General features: G+C 63.0%; 14 protein-coding genes. 5 read left to right on the top strand and 9 right to left on the bottom strand.

From position 1 onward, the window contains the following. Window positions 1–296: 296 nt before the first annotated feature. Window positions 297–2,447, bottom strand: a complete 2,151-nt coding sequence (locus SALB1_RS05580; protein WP_109992964.1) for a S9 family peptidase — start codon at window positions 2,445–2,447, stop codon at window positions 297–299. Window positions 2,448–2,639: 192 nt separating this feature from the next. Here SALB1_RS05580 and SALB1_RS05575 point away from each other — a divergent pair, with 192 nt between their 5' ends. After that, the gene (locus SALB1_RS05575) at window positions 2,640–3,170 is read left to right on the top strand and encodes an O-acetyl-ADP-ribose deacetylase (RefSeq protein WP_109992963.1); all 531 of its coding nucleotides are present in this window, start codon (window positions 2,640–2,642) and stop codon (window positions 3,168–3,170) included. Between the two features lie 87 nt (window positions 3,171–3,257). Here the strand turns inward: SALB1_RS05575 and SALB1_RS05570 are convergent, their stop codons facing one another. Both SALB1_RS05570 and SALB1_RS05565 read right to left on the bottom strand, forming a co-directional pair. Next, on the bottom strand, window positions 3,258–3,788 hold the full coding sequence (locus SALB1_RS05570) for an N-acetyltransferase (RefSeq protein ID WP_109992962.1): 531 nt from the start codon (window positions 3,786–3,788) through the stop codon (window positions 3,258–3,260). Then, window positions 3,788–4,180, bottom strand: a complete 393-nt coding sequence (locus SALB1_RS05565) for a DnaJ family domain-containing protein (RefSeq protein ID WP_109992961.1) — start codon at window positions 4,178–4,180, stop codon at window positions 3,788–3,790. Before SALB1_RS05565 ends, SALB1_RS05570 begins: the two co-directional genes overlap by 1 nt. A 249-nt stretch (window positions 4,181–4,429) precedes the next feature. On the opposite strand from SALB1_RS05565, the gene SALB1_RS05560 reads away from it, so the two are divergent. Further along, entirely contained in the window at window positions 4,430–5,422 is a 993-nt protein-coding gene (locus SALB1_RS05560; RefSeq protein ID WP_109992960.1) for an alpha/beta fold hydrolase, read from the top strand. A 232-nt stretch (window positions 5,423–5,654) separates the two neighbouring features. Here the strand turns inward: SALB1_RS05560 and SALB1_RS05555 are convergent, their stop codons facing one another. Then, entirely contained in the window at window positions 5,655–6,743 is a 1,089-nt protein-coding gene (locus SALB1_RS05555) for a PA0069 family radical SAM protein (RefSeq protein ID WP_109992959.1), read from the bottom strand. Window positions 6,744–6,811: 68 nt separating this feature from the next. Continuing rightward, a complete protein-coding gene (locus SALB1_RS05550) occupies window positions 6,812–7,507 on the bottom strand; it encodes a class II aldolase/adducin family protein (protein ID WP_109992958.1) in 696 nt (231 codons plus the stop codon). A gap of 163 nt (window positions 7,508–7,670) precedes the next feature. Between SALB1_RS05550 and SALB1_RS05545 the strand changes: the two genes are divergently transcribed. Beyond that, the gene (locus tag SALB1_RS05545; RefSeq protein WP_109992957.1) at window positions 7,671–9,122 is read left to right on the top strand and encodes a rhamnulokinase family protein; all 1,452 of its coding nucleotides are present in this window, start codon (window positions 7,671–7,673) and stop codon (window positions 9,120–9,122) included. A gap of 75 nt (window positions 9,123–9,197) precedes the next feature. Then, window positions 9,198–9,953, top strand: a complete 756-nt coding sequence (locus SALB1_RS05540) for a DeoR/GlpR family DNA-binding transcription regulator (RefSeq protein WP_158590638.1) — start codon at window positions 9,198–9,200, stop codon at window positions 9,951–9,953. A 458-nt stretch (window positions 9,954–10,411) separates the two neighbouring features. Here the strand turns inward: SALB1_RS05540 and SALB1_RS05535 are convergent, their stop codons facing one another. Next, entirely contained in the window at window positions 10,412–12,070 is a 1,659-nt protein-coding gene (locus tag SALB1_RS05535; protein WP_145961240.1) for a hypothetical protein, read from the bottom strand. A gap of 972 nt (window positions 12,071–13,042) precedes the next feature. Here SALB1_RS05535 and SALB1_RS05530 point away from each other — a divergent pair. Continuing rightward, entirely contained in the window at window positions 13,043–14,296 is a 1,254-nt protein-coding gene (locus tag SALB1_RS05530) for a hypothetical protein (RefSeq protein WP_145961239.1), read from the top strand. A 526-nt stretch (window positions 14,297–14,822) separates the two neighbouring features. Here the strand turns inward: SALB1_RS05530 and SALB1_RS05525 are convergent. Genes SALB1_RS05525 through SALB1_RS05515 form a run of 3 tightly spaced genes read right to left on the bottom strand, consistent with a single transcriptional unit; the run spans window position 14,823 to window position 18,308 of the window. Beyond that, window positions 14,823–15,782 carry an ABC transporter permease gene (locus SALB1_RS05525; RefSeq protein WP_109992953.1) on the bottom strand — a complete coding sequence of 320 codons (960 nt, stop codon included), beginning with the start codon at window positions 15,780–15,782 and terminating at the stop codon, window positions 14,823–14,825. A 7-nt stretch (window positions 15,783–15,789) separates the two neighbouring features. Beyond that, a complete protein-coding gene (locus SALB1_RS05520) occupies window positions 15,790–16,761 on the bottom strand; it encodes an ABC transporter permease (RefSeq protein ID WP_109992952.1) in 972 nt (323 codons plus the stop codon). Continuing rightward, a complete protein-coding gene (locus SALB1_RS05515; protein ID WP_109992951.1) occupies window positions 16,761–18,308 on the bottom strand; it encodes a sugar ABC transporter ATP-binding protein in 1,548 nt (515 codons plus the stop codon). Before SALB1_RS05515 ends, SALB1_RS05520 begins: the two co-directional genes overlap by 1 nt. Window positions 18,309–18,311: the final 3 nt, after the last annotated feature.

The raw sequence follows: 18,311 nt of genomic DNA, 5'->3' as shown, positions 1-18,311 counted from the left end.
CCTGGGATTGGTTTGGCCGCTGGCCCGCCGCTTCGACAGGGTCTTAAATAGAACCATCAACGACCTTGCTTCGAAATTAATCGCTACATGGATTGAAAGCAAGTTTTAGTGGAAACTAAAAAAATCCGATCGGGGTACGTACGTCAACGTGATACGTGCTTTGTGCTCACTTCATGTTTGCGATTCCTCTTGCTGGAAAGCGAGACGTAACTGCGGCATCCTCGACGTTAAATGAGAAGTCCAAAAAACGCCCGCAACAAGGCGGGCGTTGACAGGCGCGAATTAACGACGCTCGGTTAATCAATGGACGCGGTCAGCTCCTTGAGCAAAAACGCAAAGATGAGCCCGGTTTCCTCCAGTGCGGCGAATCGCCCCGGCAGGCCGCCGTGTCCGGCCGCCATATGCGTTTTGAGCAACAGGGTGCGGTTGTCGGTTTTGGTCGCGCGTAGTCTGGCGACCCATTTGGCGGGTTCCCAGTAGGTTACGCGCGGGTCGGAGACACCGGCGATGGTCAGTACGGCCGGGTAATCCTGGGCGGAGACGTTCTGGTAGGGGCAGTAGCTGCGGATCGTTTCGAATGCCTGCGCGTCGTCGCGCGGGTTGCCCCATTCGGGCCACTCGGGCGGGGTGAGCGGCAGGGTATCGTCCAGCATGGTGTTGAGCGCGTCCACGAACGGCACGTCGGCGATCGCTGCCCCGAACAGTTCGGGACGCTGGTTGACGACCGCGCCGACCAGCATGCCGCCGGCGCTGCCGCCGTGGGCGGCGATCTTGCCGGGGGCGGTGTAGCCGGTTTCGCAGAGGTACTCGGCCACGCGAACGAAGTCGGCGAAGGTGTTGGGCTTTTTCTCCAGCTTGCCGTCGGCGTACCAGCGATAGCCGCGTTCCTTGCCGCCGCGGATGTGGGCGATGGCGTGCACGAAGCCACGGTCGATGAGCGAGAATCGCGTGGATGAGAAGGCGGCCGGCTCGGAGATGCCGTAGGCGCCGTAGCCGTGCAGAAGGCAGGGCGCGCTGCCGTCGATCGGGGTGTTTTTGTGGTGGGTGAGGGTGATCGGCACGTGCTGGCCGTCCGCGGTTTCGGCAGTCAGCCGGCGCACGATGTATTGCGCCGGGTCGAAGCCGCTCGGCACCTGGCGTTGCTTGCGCAGGATGCGTTCGCGGGTGTGCATGTCGTAGTCGAAGGTCTCGTCCGGCGTGTGCGGGGCGCTGTAGAGAAAGCGCAGCGTGGTGGTGTCGTATTCGTAGCCAGCGGCCATGCCCAGGCTGTAGGCCTCGTCCGCGAAGGCGATGGCGTGGTCTTCGCCGCTGTGCTTGTCGGTGATGACGATACGCGGCAGGGCGTCGGCGCGTTCCATGCGCACGCGATGGTGCGCGAACTCGGCGTGGTCGAGGATGAGCCGACCCGGCACGTGCGGCACGAGTTCTTCCCAGTGGTCGAAGTCCGGCGTGGCGACCGGCGCGCGCATGAGGCGGAAATCCTCGGCGTCGCCAGCGTTGGTGAGCAGGACGAAATACTCGCCGTTGTCGTCGTCCACGCTGTACTCACGGCCTGGCACACGTTCGGCGATCAGGCGCGGTGTGGCTTCGGGGTTGGCGGCCGGGATGAAGCGCGTTTCGCTGGTGGCGTGGTCGTGGGCGTGGATGAGCAGGTAGCGTGCGCTCTGGGTTTCGCCGAGGCCGACGAAAAAGCCGGGGTCGGATTCTTCGTAGATCAGCGTGGCATTGGCCGGCGGTTCGCCGAGCGTTAGGCGCCAGACGCGGCAGGGCCGGTGATTATCGTCGAGGGTGACGTAGAACAGCGTATTGCCGTCGGCCGACCAGGCGACGTTGCCGGTGGTGTTGTCGATCGGCGGCTGGATTTCGTCGCCGCTCGCGCCGTGTGGGTCGATGGCGCGAACGTGAATGGTGTAGGCCTCGGAGCCGCGGTCGTCGAGGGCGAAGGCGAGTTTGGCATGATCCGGGCTGTGGTCGACCGCACCGAGCGAGAAGTACGCGCGGCCTTCGGCCTCGGCGTCGCCGTCCAGCAGGGTCTGTTCGCCGGCCAACGGCTCGCCGGGTGCGGCGCCGCCGTCCGACGCGCGCGGCGCCCGACAGAAGATCGGGTGCTGGCCGCCTTCGCGAAAACGCAGGTAATAGACGTAGTCGCCGTCGGGCGTTGGCACGCTGGCGTCCACTTCGGCTATGCGGGCGCGCATTTCGGCGACGAGTTCGGCCTGCAGCTCGGTGGTATCGGCCATCGCGGCGTCGGTATAGGCGTTTTCGGCCTCGAGATAAGCGCGGATGTCGGCGTCGAGTTTGTCCGGATCGAGCATCGCCTCGCGCCAGTTCGGGTCGCGCAGCCAGGCGTAGTCGTCGTGCAGTGTCACGCCGTGGATAGTGGTCTGGCTGGGCTTGCGGGCCGCGATCGGCGGCTCGGCGGCGATGGTGTCGAGCGGTTCGGACATGGATCTCATCAGTGGTTGAAGCGGCGGCCGCCGCGGAGTGGCCTGCGGGATAAATGCGGGCTGGCCGCTGTGCTTCAAGGCGCGTGGCGACCCGAGGGATGGCTGACACAATACGCCAATCACGTGTTTGGCATCGCGGGCCGCAGGGCGCGATGATGAACGGCAAACACTTACAGACCCCGGTGCGATGCCATGCAGCGACAAATCGGCGAACTCGTCATCGAATGTGTTCAGGGCGATATCACGCGGCAGGACGATATCGATGTCATCGTCAACGCCGCCAACAAGCAATTGCAGGGCGGCGGTGGCGTGGACGGCGCGATCCATCGCGCGGCGGGTCCGGAACTGGTCAAGGCGAGCAAGGCGCTGGCGCCGATCGAGGCCGGCGAAGCCGTGATTACCGAGGCCTTCGATCTGCCCAACAATTGGGTGGTGCACTGTGCCGGACCGGTGTATTCGCATAACGCCGAGGTGCCGAAACAACTGGCAGCCTGCTATCGCAACGCACTGGCTCTGGCGGAAGACAAGCAGGCGGCGTCGATTGCCTTTCCCGCGATTTCGGCCGGCATCTACGGGTATCCGCTGGACAAAGCCGGCGCGATCGCCGTGCAGGCGGTGAGCGACCATGCACTGGCGGCGCTATCGCTCCAGCGCGTGCGCTTCGTGTTGTTTTCCGAGGAGGTATACGCGGCGTTTTCCGGGGCGCTGTCGGAACTGAGCTGATGCCGAATGGGGCGGTGCGGGTTGCCGGGTTGCACGTGGAACCGTTGCGCCCAAAGGCGAACGCCGCCGGGCGGCCTGCGGATCAGTTCAGCCGACCGCGGTGGCGATCCGTTCCACGGGCGCGGCCATGACATAGTCGTCCATCACGAAACCGTGGCCGATATCCTTCACATCTTCGTATTCGGTTTCGAAGCCGAGGCGTCGATAGGCGGTGATGGATTCGGCGTTGTGCCGGTTGACGCGAAGACGCAGCGTCGCGGCGCCGAACTCGCGGGCCTGGTCCGCCGCGCGCTGGACCAGCCGGCGGCCCACGCCGAGATTGCGCGCCTCGATATGCACGTAGAGCTTGTCGAGCCAGGCGGTGTCCGGGTCGTCCGCATCGGGCGAGACGGCGACGAAAGCCACGTAGCGTTCACCTCGACGCGCCAGGGTGAAGCGTGTGCCAGCCGCCATTTGTTCGTTGAGGGCGTGCTCGCTATAACCGCCATCGAGCATGTACTCGACCTGCTCCCGACCGATGATTGGCGTGTAGTGCTGGTGCCAGATAACGTGCGCCAGCGCCGAAAGCTCAAGCAGCAGGGCCGGGTTGTCGGCAGCGACGAGTTCGATATGATCCATCAGCGCTCGGTGTTGGTGTCGTGGGCAGCAGCAAGCCGTTCGCGGATGCGATCACTGTAGTCCGATTCGCGCAGCAGCGCGCGGCCGCGGGGCGACTGCGCCAGCCGCAACTCGATCCAGCGAGCGCGGCGGGTCAGTTCGCGGGCAGCGTCGGATTCGGGCAGTGTGCGCGCCAGGAGATCCTCGACCTCGCGCAGTTCGCGCCGGGTCTCGATCTCGGGTGGCACGTAGCCGGCGTTCTTCAGAAGCCGGTAGCCCGCGCGCAGATGCTCGGGTACGTTCGCGGCATCGTCGGCCGGCAAGGGCTTGCCCGCGCCGGGCAGGTCATCGAGTTCGCCGCGTTCAGCCGCCGCTTCGATGTGGGCGTCGGCCAGTCGGTCCAGTAGGCTCATGAACTCGTATTATACGCGGTTGCGGCGCCTGCGGCGGTAACGAGCAGCGCGCCCGGACTTGCGGGCCGGCCATCTGCGGTGTGCGGTACGACCGCTCGGGCCCGGGGTGCCCCGGGCAATCGACGATGGGCCGCAATGCCGGGCCGCAGCTCGCTGACACTGGCTGACTACGCTATGCTCGCGGTGCCTCGCCCGGTGGCAAAGCAGTCCCGGGTACGGTCACCTACGAAATGGCAACAGGCTCAAGTGATGGCGGAGTATCTTGCCCCGGCGCTGCACGGCGCTGACATCGTGGACACGGTCCAGGCCAACGGCCTGGAGCTGGCCTACGAACAGTTCGGACGCGACGACGATCCGGCGCTGGTGTTGATCATGGGGCTCGGCACCCAGCTCACCGCCTGGCCGGATGCGTTCTGTCGCGCCCTGGCCGACACCGGTCTGCGGGTGATCCGCTTCGATAATCGCGATATCGGCCTGTCGAGCAAGATGCGCGACACGCGCCGTTACGACTCGGTACGCCGGGCGTTTTTCAAGTCGTTGCTGGGCCGGGAGATCGAGACCCCGTACACCCTGGAAGACATGGCGGAGGACACGGTGGGGCTGCTGGTGGCGCTCGGTATTCGGCGCGCGCATCTGGTGGGGGCCTCCATGGGCGGAATGATCGCCCAGATCGTGGCCGCGACGCGCCCTGCGCGGGTGGCGTCGTTGACTTCGATCATGTCCAGTTCGGGCGCGCGCCATCTGCCGCGCGGGCGCTGGAAGGTGATGATGCGGCTGGCCAAGGCGCCGAAGAGCCGCGACCCGGACGCGATCGTTGCCCATCTCGCCAAGACCATGAGCCTGATCAGTAGCCCGAAGATGGGGCACAGTTACCACGACTGGGAGGCGGAAATCCGGCGCGCGGTCGAGCGCAGTTATTATCCGGCCGGCACCGCGCGCCAGACGCTGGCCGTGCTCGCCGCCCCGCCGCGCGACGATCTGCTGGGGGCGGTGCGCTGCCCGGCGCTGGTTATCCACGGCAGGGCCGACCCGTTGCTGCCGGTCAAGCATGGGCGCTCCACTGCCGAATGCCTGCCCAACGCGCGTTACGAGGAAATCCCCGGCATGGGCCACGATCTGCCGCCGCGCATGTTGCCGCGATTCGTGGACTGGATCAGCGAACTGGTGCATGAGGCCGAAGATCGTGCCGCAAAGTCACGACAAGAAAAACAGGCCCCGATGAACGCAAAGCCACGCGAATGAAAATGGAAAGGCGGCGAATGGTCGGGCGTCGGCAATGGGCGGCGCAGAATGAATCTACGCTGGCTGCGATGGTAGAAAACAGTCTGTAAAGCGACCGTCGATGAACCCGGGTCATGGTCTCGGCGCCGATTCGGCCCGAATCCGCCTGTCTTTGATTAGCGCCGGTCGCGCTCATTTGCAGACGATTTGGACAACAAATGCCCTTTGAAACGTTGCAAAGCCAAGGCCGGGCTCAGCCGAAATCGAATCCGATCTGGTCGCCGGCGGCGGGCGGTACACGGAACGCGCCGGTATCCAGCGTGAAGCGTTTGCCGTTGATGCCGGTCCGCTTGCAGGCCAGCGCAAAACGCCTGGCGATCAGGTCGGCATAGGTGCCGGTGCCGGTCATGCGCGTGCCCCAGGTGGCATCGTAGTCCGCGCCGCCGCGCATCTGCTGGATCAGGCTCATCACGTGTTGGGCGCGATCCGGATAGTGCTGGTCCAGCCATTCACGGAACAGGTGCTTGATCGCGTGCGGCAGGCGCAGCAGGACGTAACCGGCGCGCGTCGCCCCGGCCTCGGCTGCGGCGGTCATTAAGCTTTCCATCTCGGCATCGGTGATCATCGGAATCACGGGGGCGATGAGCGCGCCGGTGGGTACATCCGCCTCGGCGAGCGCAGCGATGGTGCGCAGCCGCTGGGCCGGTGCGGCCGCGCGGGGCTCCAGATGCCGCTTGAGTTCGTTGTCGAGGCTGGTCAGGCTGACGAACACACTGGCCAGATTGCGTGCCGCCATGTCGCCGATCAGGTCGAGATCGCGGGTGACGTGCGCGCCCTTGGTCACGATCGAGATTGGCTGGTTGAAGCGGTGGGCGACTTCCAGGATGGCGCGCGTGATGCCCAGATGCCGATCGTCCGGCTGGTACGGATCGGTGTTCGCGCCCAGCGTGATTGCCTCGCAACGATAGCGCGGGTGCCGGAGCTCGGCTTCGAACAGGGCCGCAGCTTCGGGCTTATAGTAGATCTCGGTTTCGAAATCCAGGCCCGCGGAATGATCGAGATATTCATGTGTGGGCCGGGCGAAGCAATAAATGCAGCCATGCGCGCAGCCCTTGTAGGGATTGATCGACGCGGAGAACGGCACGTCCGGCGATTCGTTGCGCGAGATCACGCGGCGCGTCGGATCGCGGTGCAGCTGCGTGGCCGGCGCGGTGTCGTCCTCGTCGGCCTGGTCGATCGTGTCCCAGCCGTCGTCGAAGTCCTCGCCGGCGGTGGCCGCGAACCGTGAGGCTGGATTGGTCAATGCCCCGCGGCCCTTGTGATGCGTTGCTCGGTGCGCCATATGAAGACTGTATGAATAAACAGCTCATATGGCAAGGCGATGCCGCGATTACCGCATAGCGTGTCGAATCACTCGGTCCGGCGTCCGTCGACCAGCGGATGTCGGCCGGGCAGTTTGAAGCGGTTCTTGCGCAGCTCGATCAGCTTGTCGACTTCCGCCGTGCTGAACTCGTGCGCGCCGCCGTACTGCGAGGCCAGATAGACCACCTTGGCGTAGTAGTCCAGTGCCTCCATCTTGAAGTGCGCGTTGTCGAGATCGGCGCCGTACGACAGGGCGCCGTGATTTTCCAGCAACAACGCGTCGTGGGTCTGGAGGTAGTCGGTGATGGCGTTCGGCAGGTCCATGGTCGAGGGCGTGCCATAGGGCGTGAGCGGTACCTCGCCGAGCAGAATGGTCGATTCGGGCATGATCTGCTGGGTGAGTGGCTTGCCGCAGATGGCGTGCACGGTGGCGTAGAGCGGGTGAGCATGTACCACCGCGTTCACGTCCGGCCGGTGCTGGTAGACATGCAGGTGCATGCGAATTTCAGACGACGGCTTGCGGCCGTTGTCGCCGATCGCCTGGCCGTCACGGTCGATCGTGCAGATCATGTCCGGCGTCATGAAGCCCTTGGACACGCCGGTCGGTGAGCAGAGGATGCGCTCGTCATCCAGCTTGACCGAAATGTTGCCGTCGTTGGCTGCCCCCATTTCGCGCTGGTACAGACGCTGGCCGATCGCACAGATGTGTTCGCGCAGCGCGTGTTCGGTGGTCGATACAGACATCAGGGATCCTGTGTGGAGCCGGCGGCGCCGGGTTGGTTTTAATTGGTGAATATGACTAATAAATAAAAAATAACAACGCAAAAAAAGGTTGTAATTTTGTTTGCGTTGTTATAGGCCTGAATCGCGGATAGTATTAACAATCATCGGTCCGCCCGGGTAGTGTATGTCGCACGCCGCGTGTTCGCAGACCGGGTCCGGGCGGCCCGGCCCCGTTCATTGCCTGGCCTTCGATTTCGGGGCCGGCAGTGGCCGCGCCATGCTCGGCCGGCTGGATACGCACGGGCTGGCGCTCGAGGAAATCCATCGTTTCGATACCGCCACCGTCATCGACGATGGTCAACTCTGCTGGGATCCGGAAGCGCTTTACGGCGGACTGGAAACCGGCTTGCGCGCCGCGCAGTCGCTCGGCCCGGTCCATGCCATCGGCATCGATGCCTGGGGCGTGGATTTCGGCCTGGTCGACGCCGACGGCCGTCTGCTGGGGCCGCCGTTGCATCATCGCAATGGCCACGGCAGCCGCGGGGTCGTGCGCGGTGTGTTGTCGCTGGACGACATGCATCGCCGAACCGGCGCCCAGAAGCTGGAACTGAATACGGTTTTTCAGCTTATCGATTTGCACGCCCGCCGGCCCGAGCGCATCGCCGCGGCCGACCGCCTGTTGCTGATGGCCGATTTGTTCTCGGCGCATCTGACCGGCCGGCAAACCAACGAATACACCCTCGCGACCACGACTGGCCTGTTCGATACGGTCCGCGGCGAATGGGCGTATGCGTTGATCGACGAACTCGGGCTGCCGCGACGGCTGTTCCGGCCGGTCGTCGTCCCCGGCGAGCTCTGCGGTGTACTGCGCCCGGCGCTGCGAGCGGCCGGCGGCGCGGCCACGCCGGTGGTGGCCGTCGGCGCTCACGATACCGCCAGCGCGGTGGCCGGGCTGGATCTCGCGGCGGATGAGGCGTTTCTCATCCTGGGTTCGTGGTCGCTGCTGGGGGTGGAGACCGGCGCGCCGACCCGCGATGCCCGTACGCTTGCCCATGGTTTCGGCAACGAAGGCGGGGTCTGCGGCACCCATCGCCTGATCACCAACATCAATGGGCTGTATCTGATTCAGATGCTGCGCCAGGCCTGGCGTGTCCGGCACGATGAGCGCCCGGAGTTCTCCGAGATCACGGCGGCGGCGCGCGCCGCGCGATCCCTCGGTTTACCCGCGTCCATGCGTATTGACCCAACTGATCGCCGTTTTTTCTCGCCCGACGACATCATGATGGCGATCGACGATTTCCTGGACGCCGGAGGGCACAGCCGACCGGCCGGACTCGGTGAATACGCGCTCGCTATCTATCGCGGGCTCGCCGACCAGATCGCGGGCGGCGTCGCCACGCTGGAACAGGAATTCGGGCGCCGGATCGGTGCGATCCATGTCTGCGGCGGCGGCAGCCAGGATGCGCTGTTGTGCGAATGTATCGTCGAGGCCGCCGGCAAACCGATACGCCACGGCGCGGTGGAGGCCTCGGCCTATGGCAACGTGCTGATGCAACTCGTCGGACTAGGCGCGGTGGACGATTTGCGCGCCGCGCGCGCCCTGCTCGGCGGGTCGTCGCGACGCGAGCAGGCCTGAGCGGTGCCGCTGGCTATACTGACAACATGCCGGCGGCGTTGGCCGTCGTCGGTTTGATGCTGATGTGTGGGGATGATGCTGCCCGCGGAACGAAAACAGAAAACCCTCGATGTGTTGCGGGCCGACGGCAAGGTCGGTGTGGCCGATCTGGCGGCGCGCTTTCGGGTCACCCGTGAAACGATACGCCGGGATCTGGAAAAGCTCGAGGCCGAAGGCGTGCTCGAGCGCACCCACGGGGGCGCGGTCGCCATCGTCGAGCGCAGTCAGGATTTGCCCTATCTCACCCGCGAGGCGGTCAATCGCGCGGCCAAGCAGCGCATCGCGCACAAGGCGGCGCCGCTCATTGCCGATGGCGATGCCGTCATGCTCGATTCCAGTTCCACCGTCTGCGAGATGCTGGGCGCGCTTGCCGGACGGCGCGATCTGCAATTGATCAGCAATTCCCTGCGCCTGGCCGCGGCGGGGGTAGAGAGCGACCATGCGTTGATCACGGTGGGTGGCGAGCTGCGCAAGAAGTCGTTGGCGTTCGTGGGTGGGCTGGCCGAGGAATCGCTGGCCCGTTTCAACGTGCATTGGGCGCTGATCGGTTGCAAGGCGCTGCACGCCGAAGCCGGCGTGCTCGAATCCAATCTCGATGAAGCCCAGATCAAGCGGGTCATGATGGCGCATGCCCGGCGAACCGCATTATTGGTCGATCACAGCAAGTTCGATCGCGATGCACTGGTCCAGATCTGTGCGTTGCCCGAAATCGACGTGGTGGTGACCGATCAAGTGCCGGGCCCGATCTGGATCGAACGCCTGGCAGCGCTGGGGGTGCGGCTGATCTATTAGATACCATCGCACACTCAGCACCAGGGGACTCATGTGGTGCCTCGGGGCTAATCGGGCGTCTGGTGTTTGAGTGCACCATGCGCGAGATGGATGAACTCGCGCACGGCTCACGCGGTTCAAACCGCTGACGGCGCCGGAGATGGTGGATGCATTGGGGCGGGATCAGGTCTATGTCAACGTCGCCGCCAGATGACTCCACGACGTCTGGCGGCGAGGCTACTGTCCGCGTTTGCCACCCGGTTGCTGGACAGCTTGGGCGAGCCTTGAATTCTCATATGTCGTGGTTGAGCGAATGCAGGCTCGCGGTCAGTTTTTTGATCCACGGGGCTTGAGCCTACCGGACATGCAACCGGCGCGGGCAGGACTCATGTGCATGAAAAAGGTACCGCGGGGTCGACGCCGACGTTTTGCGAGAAGCACCACGTTGTGGCTGTCGACCTCGCGGTTGGGGCATTACTTTAGCTCTTAGCCTTTGCAGGCGGCTTGGTGTCTAGGCGAGTGATCACCTCATTGGGAAAGTCAACCATCGTGAACGGCGTTAGGGCCTGCTTTTCGCTTTGGGGTTTCCCGCCGAAATATTCCGGGTTGATCAAGAGATAGCGACCCATGGAATCACTCACAGTTGCCTGGATAGCGCGGCCGAGCATCAAAACTGCCTTTCGCATAGTTTGGGCAATGTTCTCGGGCGCGGGCTGCAGGTCAGGTACCGTAATCGCGAGCTGTTTGCTGCTAGCATCAAGTTGATTCTCCAACTCATGTATCTTCTTGGCTATCTCTGCGAAATCGCTATTTGGAAGGTTTTTCTTCAACAGGGGTGAGCCCATTTCCCTTAAGGCAGCTGCAGCAACCACCTTTGCGGTATTGGCCGGGTCAAATGTGCCGGCCGACACATGCTCTTTCATCGCAGGCTCTAGGTGGTCTACCATTTCACGGTAACGTTTGCCGATCTGTCCAAGCTCGTTCGCGTACTGCTCCACAAGCTTCTTTTCGGCTTTCGTGTCTTTGGCTTCAATCGCCCCAAGGATTTTCGCCTCTACTGCAAAAAGGTGCTGCCTTCTCACCGCGATTTCTCGTGTTATTTCTGCCAACGCAGTGTAGTGCACGAATGCGCTGGGGACGCCACTCAGGGACGCGGGCAAATCGGGCTTAGTAGGTTTCGAGTACTCTTTGTCGGGATCGGGTGGGTCCTCGGCTATAGCTTCCATCGCTGCTGCGCTGATTTCGTGGACTGCTGCCGTGATCGCAGTCCACCGCAGGAAGGGAATAAACGACAAGGCTAGGTCCGTAACGCTCCAGCCGAGTTGGGCCACGGCACTAAATCCCCAGACCCACTTGTGATCCGGCACTCTCACATGGATCATGGCTTCGCGGGGCGCGCTGGTCAGAGGGTTACCGTAAGCGTCATGACCGGAGACTTCGACTCGGTAGCGATACCTCTTGGATTCGGGGCCTGTGACTATCTCGGCCGTCATCCAATGCCAGTCCTTCTTTGAGATACGGACGCGGTGGACTCCGCTTGATCGGGGTTCCAAGTGGATCGCCTCCGGTCCGCTCACTATAGGGGTCCAAGTCCCATCCCCTCCAACGTCCTGTTCACTCACGGTTAACTCATACGTCACAGGAGAGTTTTCTGGGTTCGGAACAGAGAAAGCGAGAAAATAAGGCTCGTTCCAGTTTGCAGCGTGGTGGATTATATCCCCGTGCTGGTCCAAGAAATGGATATCCTCGAGGGAACCTGGCTCACCGACTTGTATATGAACGGTATTGGACCACCCCTCTAGCAAGTAGATTCGCCGTCCGCCCCCTGGTCCTGGAAACGGTAATTCTCCAGGGACGTAGAGGGAAGCCTGGACGTTAATGATCGTTTCAGAGCGATTAAGTGCGTCTTGGATATAAGTCGGAAGACCGTTTAAGAGATCGTGCCTGGAGAGCGATGTATGGAACGGAAGCGTGCCGACCGATCGGTCGCTTATGCTTGTTATACCGTTGACACTGACGGAGTACTCTAGGGAAGTTCCACTGTCATCCCCATCGGGGTCGCATACAGCGAGGGCGATAGCGAAATCACCGCCGGGAGGGATGAATCGTCTTGATGAGCCGAGTGTTGCTTGAAACATAACGTTATCCCTTAATCTCGCTGGTCGGAGTGGGCTGTTTGACGACTTCGTGGCGCCGCTGGTATTCAGCAATACAGGATAAATAATCGGGGAAAGACCATTATTTCTAATCCAATAAAGCGACCGCGTATGAATGTCGACTGTCTGCTGTTTTCCTCCTGATAATACGAAGCCCGTGGCAGCGCGATACCCCTATTTAAGGGGGCTTTTGAATGTCACGTTCATTGCAGCGGATCTCCGGGCAAATGGAGGTGACTGAAGTCGAGCCGCCCGGCCAGCAGCGATGGTGCGACGGGACAGAAGGTGACAGGCGGGTGCCGTGAAAGCGTTGCGCCCCTTGTTTCCATTGACCGGGGCGGCGTTGGCACTCTGGACATGCAAGTCAGGCCGGCGCCGGCGAATACCTTGAGCGGGATTGAGCGGTTCCGGGGCAAGACCTCGATGTGGGGCATAGCGCGGGTAGACCGGCGCGCTATCGGCGCACAACAGAGCTTCGTTTTCGAGGTGGGATCGAGCGGCCGATAGTTGATCGTATCCAGCGCGTCGGATCGCGGGTAGGGAGCGTGCATGAGCCGCCTGATTGCAGATGACGGGCGCGGGCTTCGTTGACCGGGGCCTGCGGCCATTGCGGGATTTTTTTGTTCGGTTGCCGCGTCGGACGGCGTACACGTCTCCCGCGTGCTCGTGCACTATGGGCTATCGCTTGGCCTTGTGACGTCACAAGCAGATGAACGCGGTTGGGTGTCACGCGCTAGCCGTGATATTTCGAGGCGTTTTTGTAGTATTTATTGAAAATTCACTATTTTTAATGTAAATCCCGATCCGGGTAAGCCGTGCGCCGAATATGAACGGGGAATAGGCTGCCTCATGGCAGACTCATTCGCGGTGACACGAGCCATGTCACCCGAAGGTCGGCCTTGCCGAGTGAAAAAGGCTCGTTTATACCAATAAATAAAATAAACTGAGTGTAGCTTGAGCTCGGGGGATGGCGCGGTGGGAGGTTGCGGAATCGATGCGGCCTCGTTGGCCTGCCTGATTGAGACGCTGTACCAGGCGGTGGAGGATCCCGATGCCTGGCCCGGTGTCGTGCGTTTGTTGTGTCAATATCTGAACGCCGACTCGGGCCTGATCCGAGTCTATTCGCCGGACTGGGCCACGGTGGCGTTCACCGCCAGTTATGGCTTCGACTTCAGCTCCACTGCTGCTTACCCGCAGCATTTCGTGCACCTTGACCCGATCATCGGTGCGATCGAGAGGTCCGCCATGCCGCCGAACGATCTGGCTGTTGTACCGGAGCTGATTTTCGAGGCAGAGTCGGAGCGAGCGGCGTTCTACAGCGACGACCTGCCACCCCCTCCGGACAAGCGCCGTATCATGGGAGGCCATCTTTTCCTGGACGATGAAACACGGATCGTGATCGGCCTTCAGCGCTGCCATCTTCGGCAGCCCTTCGCGCTGGCTGACAAATTGTCGTTCCGTATTCTGATCCCGCATTTCCGGCAGGTTATTCGGCTGGGGCAGACATTGCGCCGCGCCAGGCTCGAGTCTTCGGCCGCGGCTCAAGCGCTCGACAACCTGAAAGTTGCGGTGTTTTTTCTGGACCGGCAGGGCAGCGTTCGATTTGCCAATGCACGGGCTGAAGCCGAAGTGCGCAGCGGTTTGCTGCTGACAATACGCGGGCGCCGACTGCACGCAGTGCAGCCCGGGCGTGACCGCATCCTGCAACAATTAGTGGCCGACGCCACCGCCTCTACGTCGGGTCTGCTGCCCGCGGATGGGGGCGTGCTGCGACTTGCGGCGCGCCACGAAGTCGGCCATACGGTGGTGGCCTTTGTCACACCTTGGCGGTACGCGTGCATGGCCACGGCCCCCTTGGGCCCGGGACTGACATCAGCGGTTTTCGTCGGGGCACCGGAGCGGCCTCGGTTGCAAGCCGCGGCGCTGGCGGGCGCCCTCGGTCTGACGGGCGCGGAAGCGCGGCTCGCGGCCCGGCTGGTCGAAACATGTGACCTGGCGAAGGCCGCCGACGCGGCCGGCGTGACCATAAGCACAGCGCGGAGTTATCTGAAAGCGATCTTCGAGAAAACGAGCTGCCGGAGCCAGCTTGAACTTGTGACCCTGATTCTCACCGGCCCCAGCGGATTATGGGGCCGTAAAACGGACGATCGGGGCAAAGTGCAGGCCATACCTGCCGGCAATCAAACTCTAGGAACCTATCCTTATTAATCCGGCATCAAAACAGCTGACTTCATCAGCTGTTTTCAACGCCTTAAAAAATAAAAGCCGGCGCCTTTACGTCTTTTTTTCAAAGAGGGTGTAGACAAACCCTTACTCTGTCTAACGACTTGGAAAACAATGCCTTAGAAGTAGGTCGGATTAGCGCGCAGCGCGTAATCCGACCTCAATCCGTGGGTTTTGAGGCTTGGCTGTCGGATTACGGTGCAAGCACCTAATCCGGCCTACGTAACTGTCTGATATTGCGTTTATTACCGGCAGTTATTTTGTCTACACCCTCAAAGGCGTAGCGGCCAATGACCGCGGCGAGCATGCGGTCGCATACTCGCGCTATTAACCCGAAAATTCATCTATTTTTTGCTGGCTTAATAAATAATATTCACTTTCAGTTTAACCTTGCGAAAAGTCATGATGGCGGCTACCACTGATTGAGTGCCACCAAGCTGCGTTCAAGCTTCTTGTAACGGGCCTGCTCGCCCCAGCGCACGAACCACGCCTATGGCCCTCCGGGCGTGCATCAGTGGGTGGCCGCCCGGCGCTGCTGGATACGCAGCATGAGGTTCTGCATCAACACGGCGGCGATCAGGATCAGGCCGATCAGACCGGATTGATAGACCGCGTTGAGGTTGTTGAAACTGAGTCCGTAGTCGACCAGCGCGATCACGAGCGTGGCGAGCGCGGTGCCGAGTACCGAGCCCTTGCCGCCAAAAATCGACGAGCCACCGAGCACCACGATGGCGATGCTGACGAGATTGTCCACCGCGCCGGCATCGGGACGCGCCGTGGTCAGGCGCGACGCACTGATCGCCCCGGACATCGCGGCCAGGACGCCAGCGATCACGAACGTTGCGATCTGGACGCGGCCGATGCGGATCCCAGTGAGCCGTGCGGCGAGTGCGTTGGTGCCGGTGAGATGCACCAGCCGGCCGAAGCGCGTACGCCATTGCACGATCGCCAGCACGACCAATATCGGCAGATAGATGGCGATGATCTGCAACGGAATGGTTGCGATGGTGCCCTGGCCGAGTACGTAGAACCCGTCCGGGAAGCCGCTGACATCGATGCCGCCCGTGATGACCAGCGCCACCCCGTTGAACGCGAACATGGTGGCCAGTGTGACGATAATGGCCGGCATGCGCAGCCACACCGTGGCGACGCCGTTGACCAGGCCGCAGACGAGCCCGACGCCCAGCCCGAGCGCGACCGCGAGAGGCCAGGGCACGCCGCCCACCATGGCCAGCCCCATCGTCACCTGGGCCAGGGCGAAGATCGCGCCGACCGACAGATCGATGCCGCCGGCATTGATCACGAACGTCTGGCCGAGCGCGATCAGGCCGATCTCGACCGCCAGTACGCCCATGGCGAACAGGTTGTCCAAGCTCCAGATGCCGGGCGCGCCAATGGTCACGCCGATAAGCGTGATGGCGCTGATGAGGATGAGTACCGGCGCCCGGCCGGTCCAGTCGATGCGATTCATGAACGCCTCAATCCGCCGCGCGTCGCATGGTGGCCGAGCCCACCGAGACGAGAATGATCACGCCGAGCACCACGCCCGACCAGAATGGCTGGATGTGCAGCAGCACTACGCCGTTGTCGACCAGCCCGACGAGAATCGCGCCCAGCAGGGTGCCGAACAGCGAGCCGCGCCCGCCGGTGAGCTCGGTGCCGCCGAGTACCACGGCCGCGATCACGGTCAGTTCGAAGCCGGTACCGGTGGTGGTCTGCACCATCGGGCTGTGGCCCAGGCTCATCAGCGCGGCGATACCGACCAGCACGCCGGTGAGCGTATAGGCGGCCAGCTTGATGCGTTCGACCGGGATACCGTTGAGGCGGGCCGCGTTTTCGTTGTTGCCGATCGCGAACACATGCCGGCCGCGCGGCAGTCGCGCGAGAAACACCATGCAGATCACCAGCGCGAGCAGCGAAATCCAGACCGCCACCGGAATCCCTAGCGGCTGGGTTAGCACCATGGTTTCGGTGACCGTCGGCGGGATCATGGTGATCCAGTGATTGCCGAGGAAGATGAAGGCGGCCGCGCGATAGACGCTAAGTGTGCCCAGTGTGGCAATCACCGGCGGCACGCGGCCATAGGTGATCAGCGCGCCGTTGACGAAGCCGAGGATGGCGCCGGCCGCGAGGAAGACCGGCGTGGCGGCAGCCAGGCCGACGCCGTGCTCGAAGGCCGTGCCACCGGCGACCGCGACCAGCCCCAGCATGGAGCCCACCGATACATCGATGCCGCCGGTGAGGATGATCACCGTCATGCCGACGGCGGGGACCAGCGTGATCGCGGTGGTGATCATCAGATTGGTCAGGTTCGAGGCGGCCCAGAAATTGCCATGCGAGCCGATGGCGATGCCGGCCGTGATCACGATCACGCCGACGATCAGCAGTAGCTCGCGGGCCGAGATGTTGATCCAGTTCAACCCGCGGAAACCAGCGGCGTTCGCGGCCATCAGTGCGTCTCCTCGGTGGTCTCGGCTTGCGGGCGCTTGGCGCCGGTCGCCGAACCAATGGCGGCGGCGAGTACGGTCTCGGCGGTGAACGGGCCGTGCTCGAAAGTTTCGGCGATATGCCCTTCGCGCATGACGATGATGCGATCGGCCACCGCCAGCACTTCGTCCAGATCGGAGGAGATCACGCCCACCGCCATACCGCGATCGGCCAGATGACGCACGAAACGATGGATCTCTTCCTTGGCGCCGATATCGATGCCGCGGGTCGGCTCGTCGAGAATCAGGGCTTTCAGCGGCAGGTTGGCCCAGCGCGAGAACAGCCCCTTCTGCTGGTTGCCGCCCGACAACGCGCCGATCGGGGTGTCCGCATCGGGGGCCTTGATGTTGTAGCGATTCATCAGGTCGGTGGTGAAGCGGCGCATGCCGGCCAGGTCGAGCAGATCGAGGGCGTTCGAGAAGCCGCCGAGCGCGTTCGACGTGAGATTCTGTTCCAGCGATTTGTCGAGAAACACGCCCTGGAATTGGCGATCTTCCGGCAGATAGCCCAGCCCCAGCTTGATCGCCTCGGCCGGGTGGCGCGGCCGGATGGTGTCGCCGTCCAGCTTTACCCTGCCCGCGCTGGGCCGCAGATGGCCGTAGATCGCCAGCGCGGCTTCGGATCGGCCCGAACCGACCAGCCCGTACAGGCCGGTGACACAACCGGCTGGCAGCTGCCAGCTGATGTCGTCGCAGTAGCCGTTCACGCTCAGATGCTCGACTTCGAGCATCGGCGGGTGGTCGCGCGCGTCGTCGGCGCCGGCTCGATCGCGTTCCCGGGCGCCGCCCTGTCCGCCGGTCATCAGCGACAGCATCTGCTGGGTGGAGATATCGTCGATGGCATAGGTGCCGCGGCGTTGGCCGTTGGTGAGCACGGTTACTTCGTCGGCGATCTGGTGCACTTCTTCCATGCGGTGGGTGATGTAGACGATTGCCGTACCGGCCGCGCGCAGTTCGCCGATGATCTGGAACAGGCGCGCGGTTTCCTCGCGCGACAGGATCGAGGTCGGCTCGTCGAAGATCAGCAGGCGCGTATTGCGTAGCAGTGCCTGGGTGATCAGCACCAGTTGTTGATAGCCAATCGACAGGCTCGACATGCGCCGCGAGAGAATCGAGGGCTGCAGGCGCAGGCGTTCCAGCAACGGGCTGGCGGCAGCGGTCATCGCGCGCTTGTCGAGCATGCCCGCCGTGCCGCGCAGCTCCTGGCCCATGAACAGGTTTTCCAGAACCGTCATATGTGGATAGACGGTAGGCTCCTGATACACGGCGGCAATGCCGAGTTCCTGGGCGTGGCGCGGCGAGTCGATTGCGACGGTCGCTTCGTCAACGCGGATCTCGCCGGTGGTGGGCGCGATCGCGCCGGTCAGGATCTTGATCAGCGTGGACTTGCCGGCGCCGTTCTCGCCGAGCAGCGCATGCACGCGGTTCGACTCGAAGCGGATATCGATGTTGTCCAGCGCGCGCACGCCGCCGAAGCGTTTGCCCACGCCACGCAGTTCGAAGCTCGCCATTTC

It is taken from the genome of Salinisphaera sp. LB1, assembly GCF_003177035.1.
In the GTDB taxonomy this organism is placed as follows: domain Bacteria; phylum Pseudomonadota; class Gammaproteobacteria; order Nevskiales; family Salinisphaeraceae; genus Salinisphaera.
The sequence above is the reverse complement of the archived record's forward strand: the minus strand, read 5'-3'. Positions and strand labels throughout refer to the sequence as shown.

What these genes read in the sequence shown, in the direction of transcription:
- SALB1_RS05580 (WP_109992964.1), bottom strand. Translation starts at nt 2,447, where the DNA reads ATGTCCGAACCGCTCGACACCATCGCCGCCGAGCCGCCGATCGCGGCC.
- SALB1_RS05575 (WP_109992963.1), top strand. Translation starts at nt 2,640, where the DNA reads ATGCAGCGACAAATCGGCGAACTCGTCATCGAATGTGTTCAGGGCGAT.
- SALB1_RS05570 (WP_109992962.1), bottom strand. Translation starts at nt 3,788, where the DNA reads ATGGATCATATCGAACTCGTCGCTGCCGACAACCCGGCCCTGCTGCTT.
- SALB1_RS05565 (WP_109992961.1), bottom strand. Translation starts at nt 4,180, where the DNA reads ATGAGCCTACTGGACCGACTGGCCGACGCCCACATCGAAGCGGCGGCT.
- SALB1_RS05560 (WP_109992960.1), top strand. Translation starts at nt 4,430, where the DNA reads ATGGCGGAGTATCTTGCCCCGGCGCTGCACGGCGCTGACATCGTGGAC.
- SALB1_RS05555 (WP_109992959.1), bottom strand. Translation starts at nt 6,743, where the DNA reads ATGGCGCACCGAGCAACGCATCACAAGGGCCGCGGGGCATTGACCAAT.
- SALB1_RS05550 (WP_109992958.1), bottom strand. Translation starts at nt 7,507, where the DNA reads ATGTCTGTATCGACCACCGAACACGCGCTGCGCGAACACATCTGTGCG.
- SALB1_RS05545 (WP_109992957.1), top strand. Translation starts at nt 7,671, where the DNA reads ATGTCGCACGCCGCGTGTTCGCAGACCGGGTCCGGGCGGCCCGGCCCC.
- SALB1_RS05540 (WP_158590638.1), top strand. Translation starts at nt 9,198, where the DNA reads ATGCTGCCCGCGGAACGAAAACAGAAAACCCTCGATGTGTTGCGGGCC.
- SALB1_RS05535 (WP_145961240.1), bottom strand. Translation starts at nt 12,070, where the DNA reads ATGTTTCAAGCAACACTCGGCTCATCAAGACGATTCATCCCTCCCGGC.
- SALB1_RS05525 (WP_109992953.1), bottom strand. Translation starts at nt 15,782, where the DNA reads ATGAATCGCATCGACTGGACCGGCCGGGCGCCGGTACTCATCCTCATC.
- SALB1_RS05520 (WP_109992952.1), bottom strand. Translation starts at nt 16,761, where the DNA reads ATGGCCGCGAACGCCGCTGGTTTCCGCGGGTTGAACTGGATCAACATC.
- SALB1_RS05515 (WP_109992951.1), bottom strand. Translation starts at nt 18,308, where the DNA reads ATGGCGAGCTTCGAACTGCGTGGCGTGGGCAAACGCTTCGGCGGCGTG.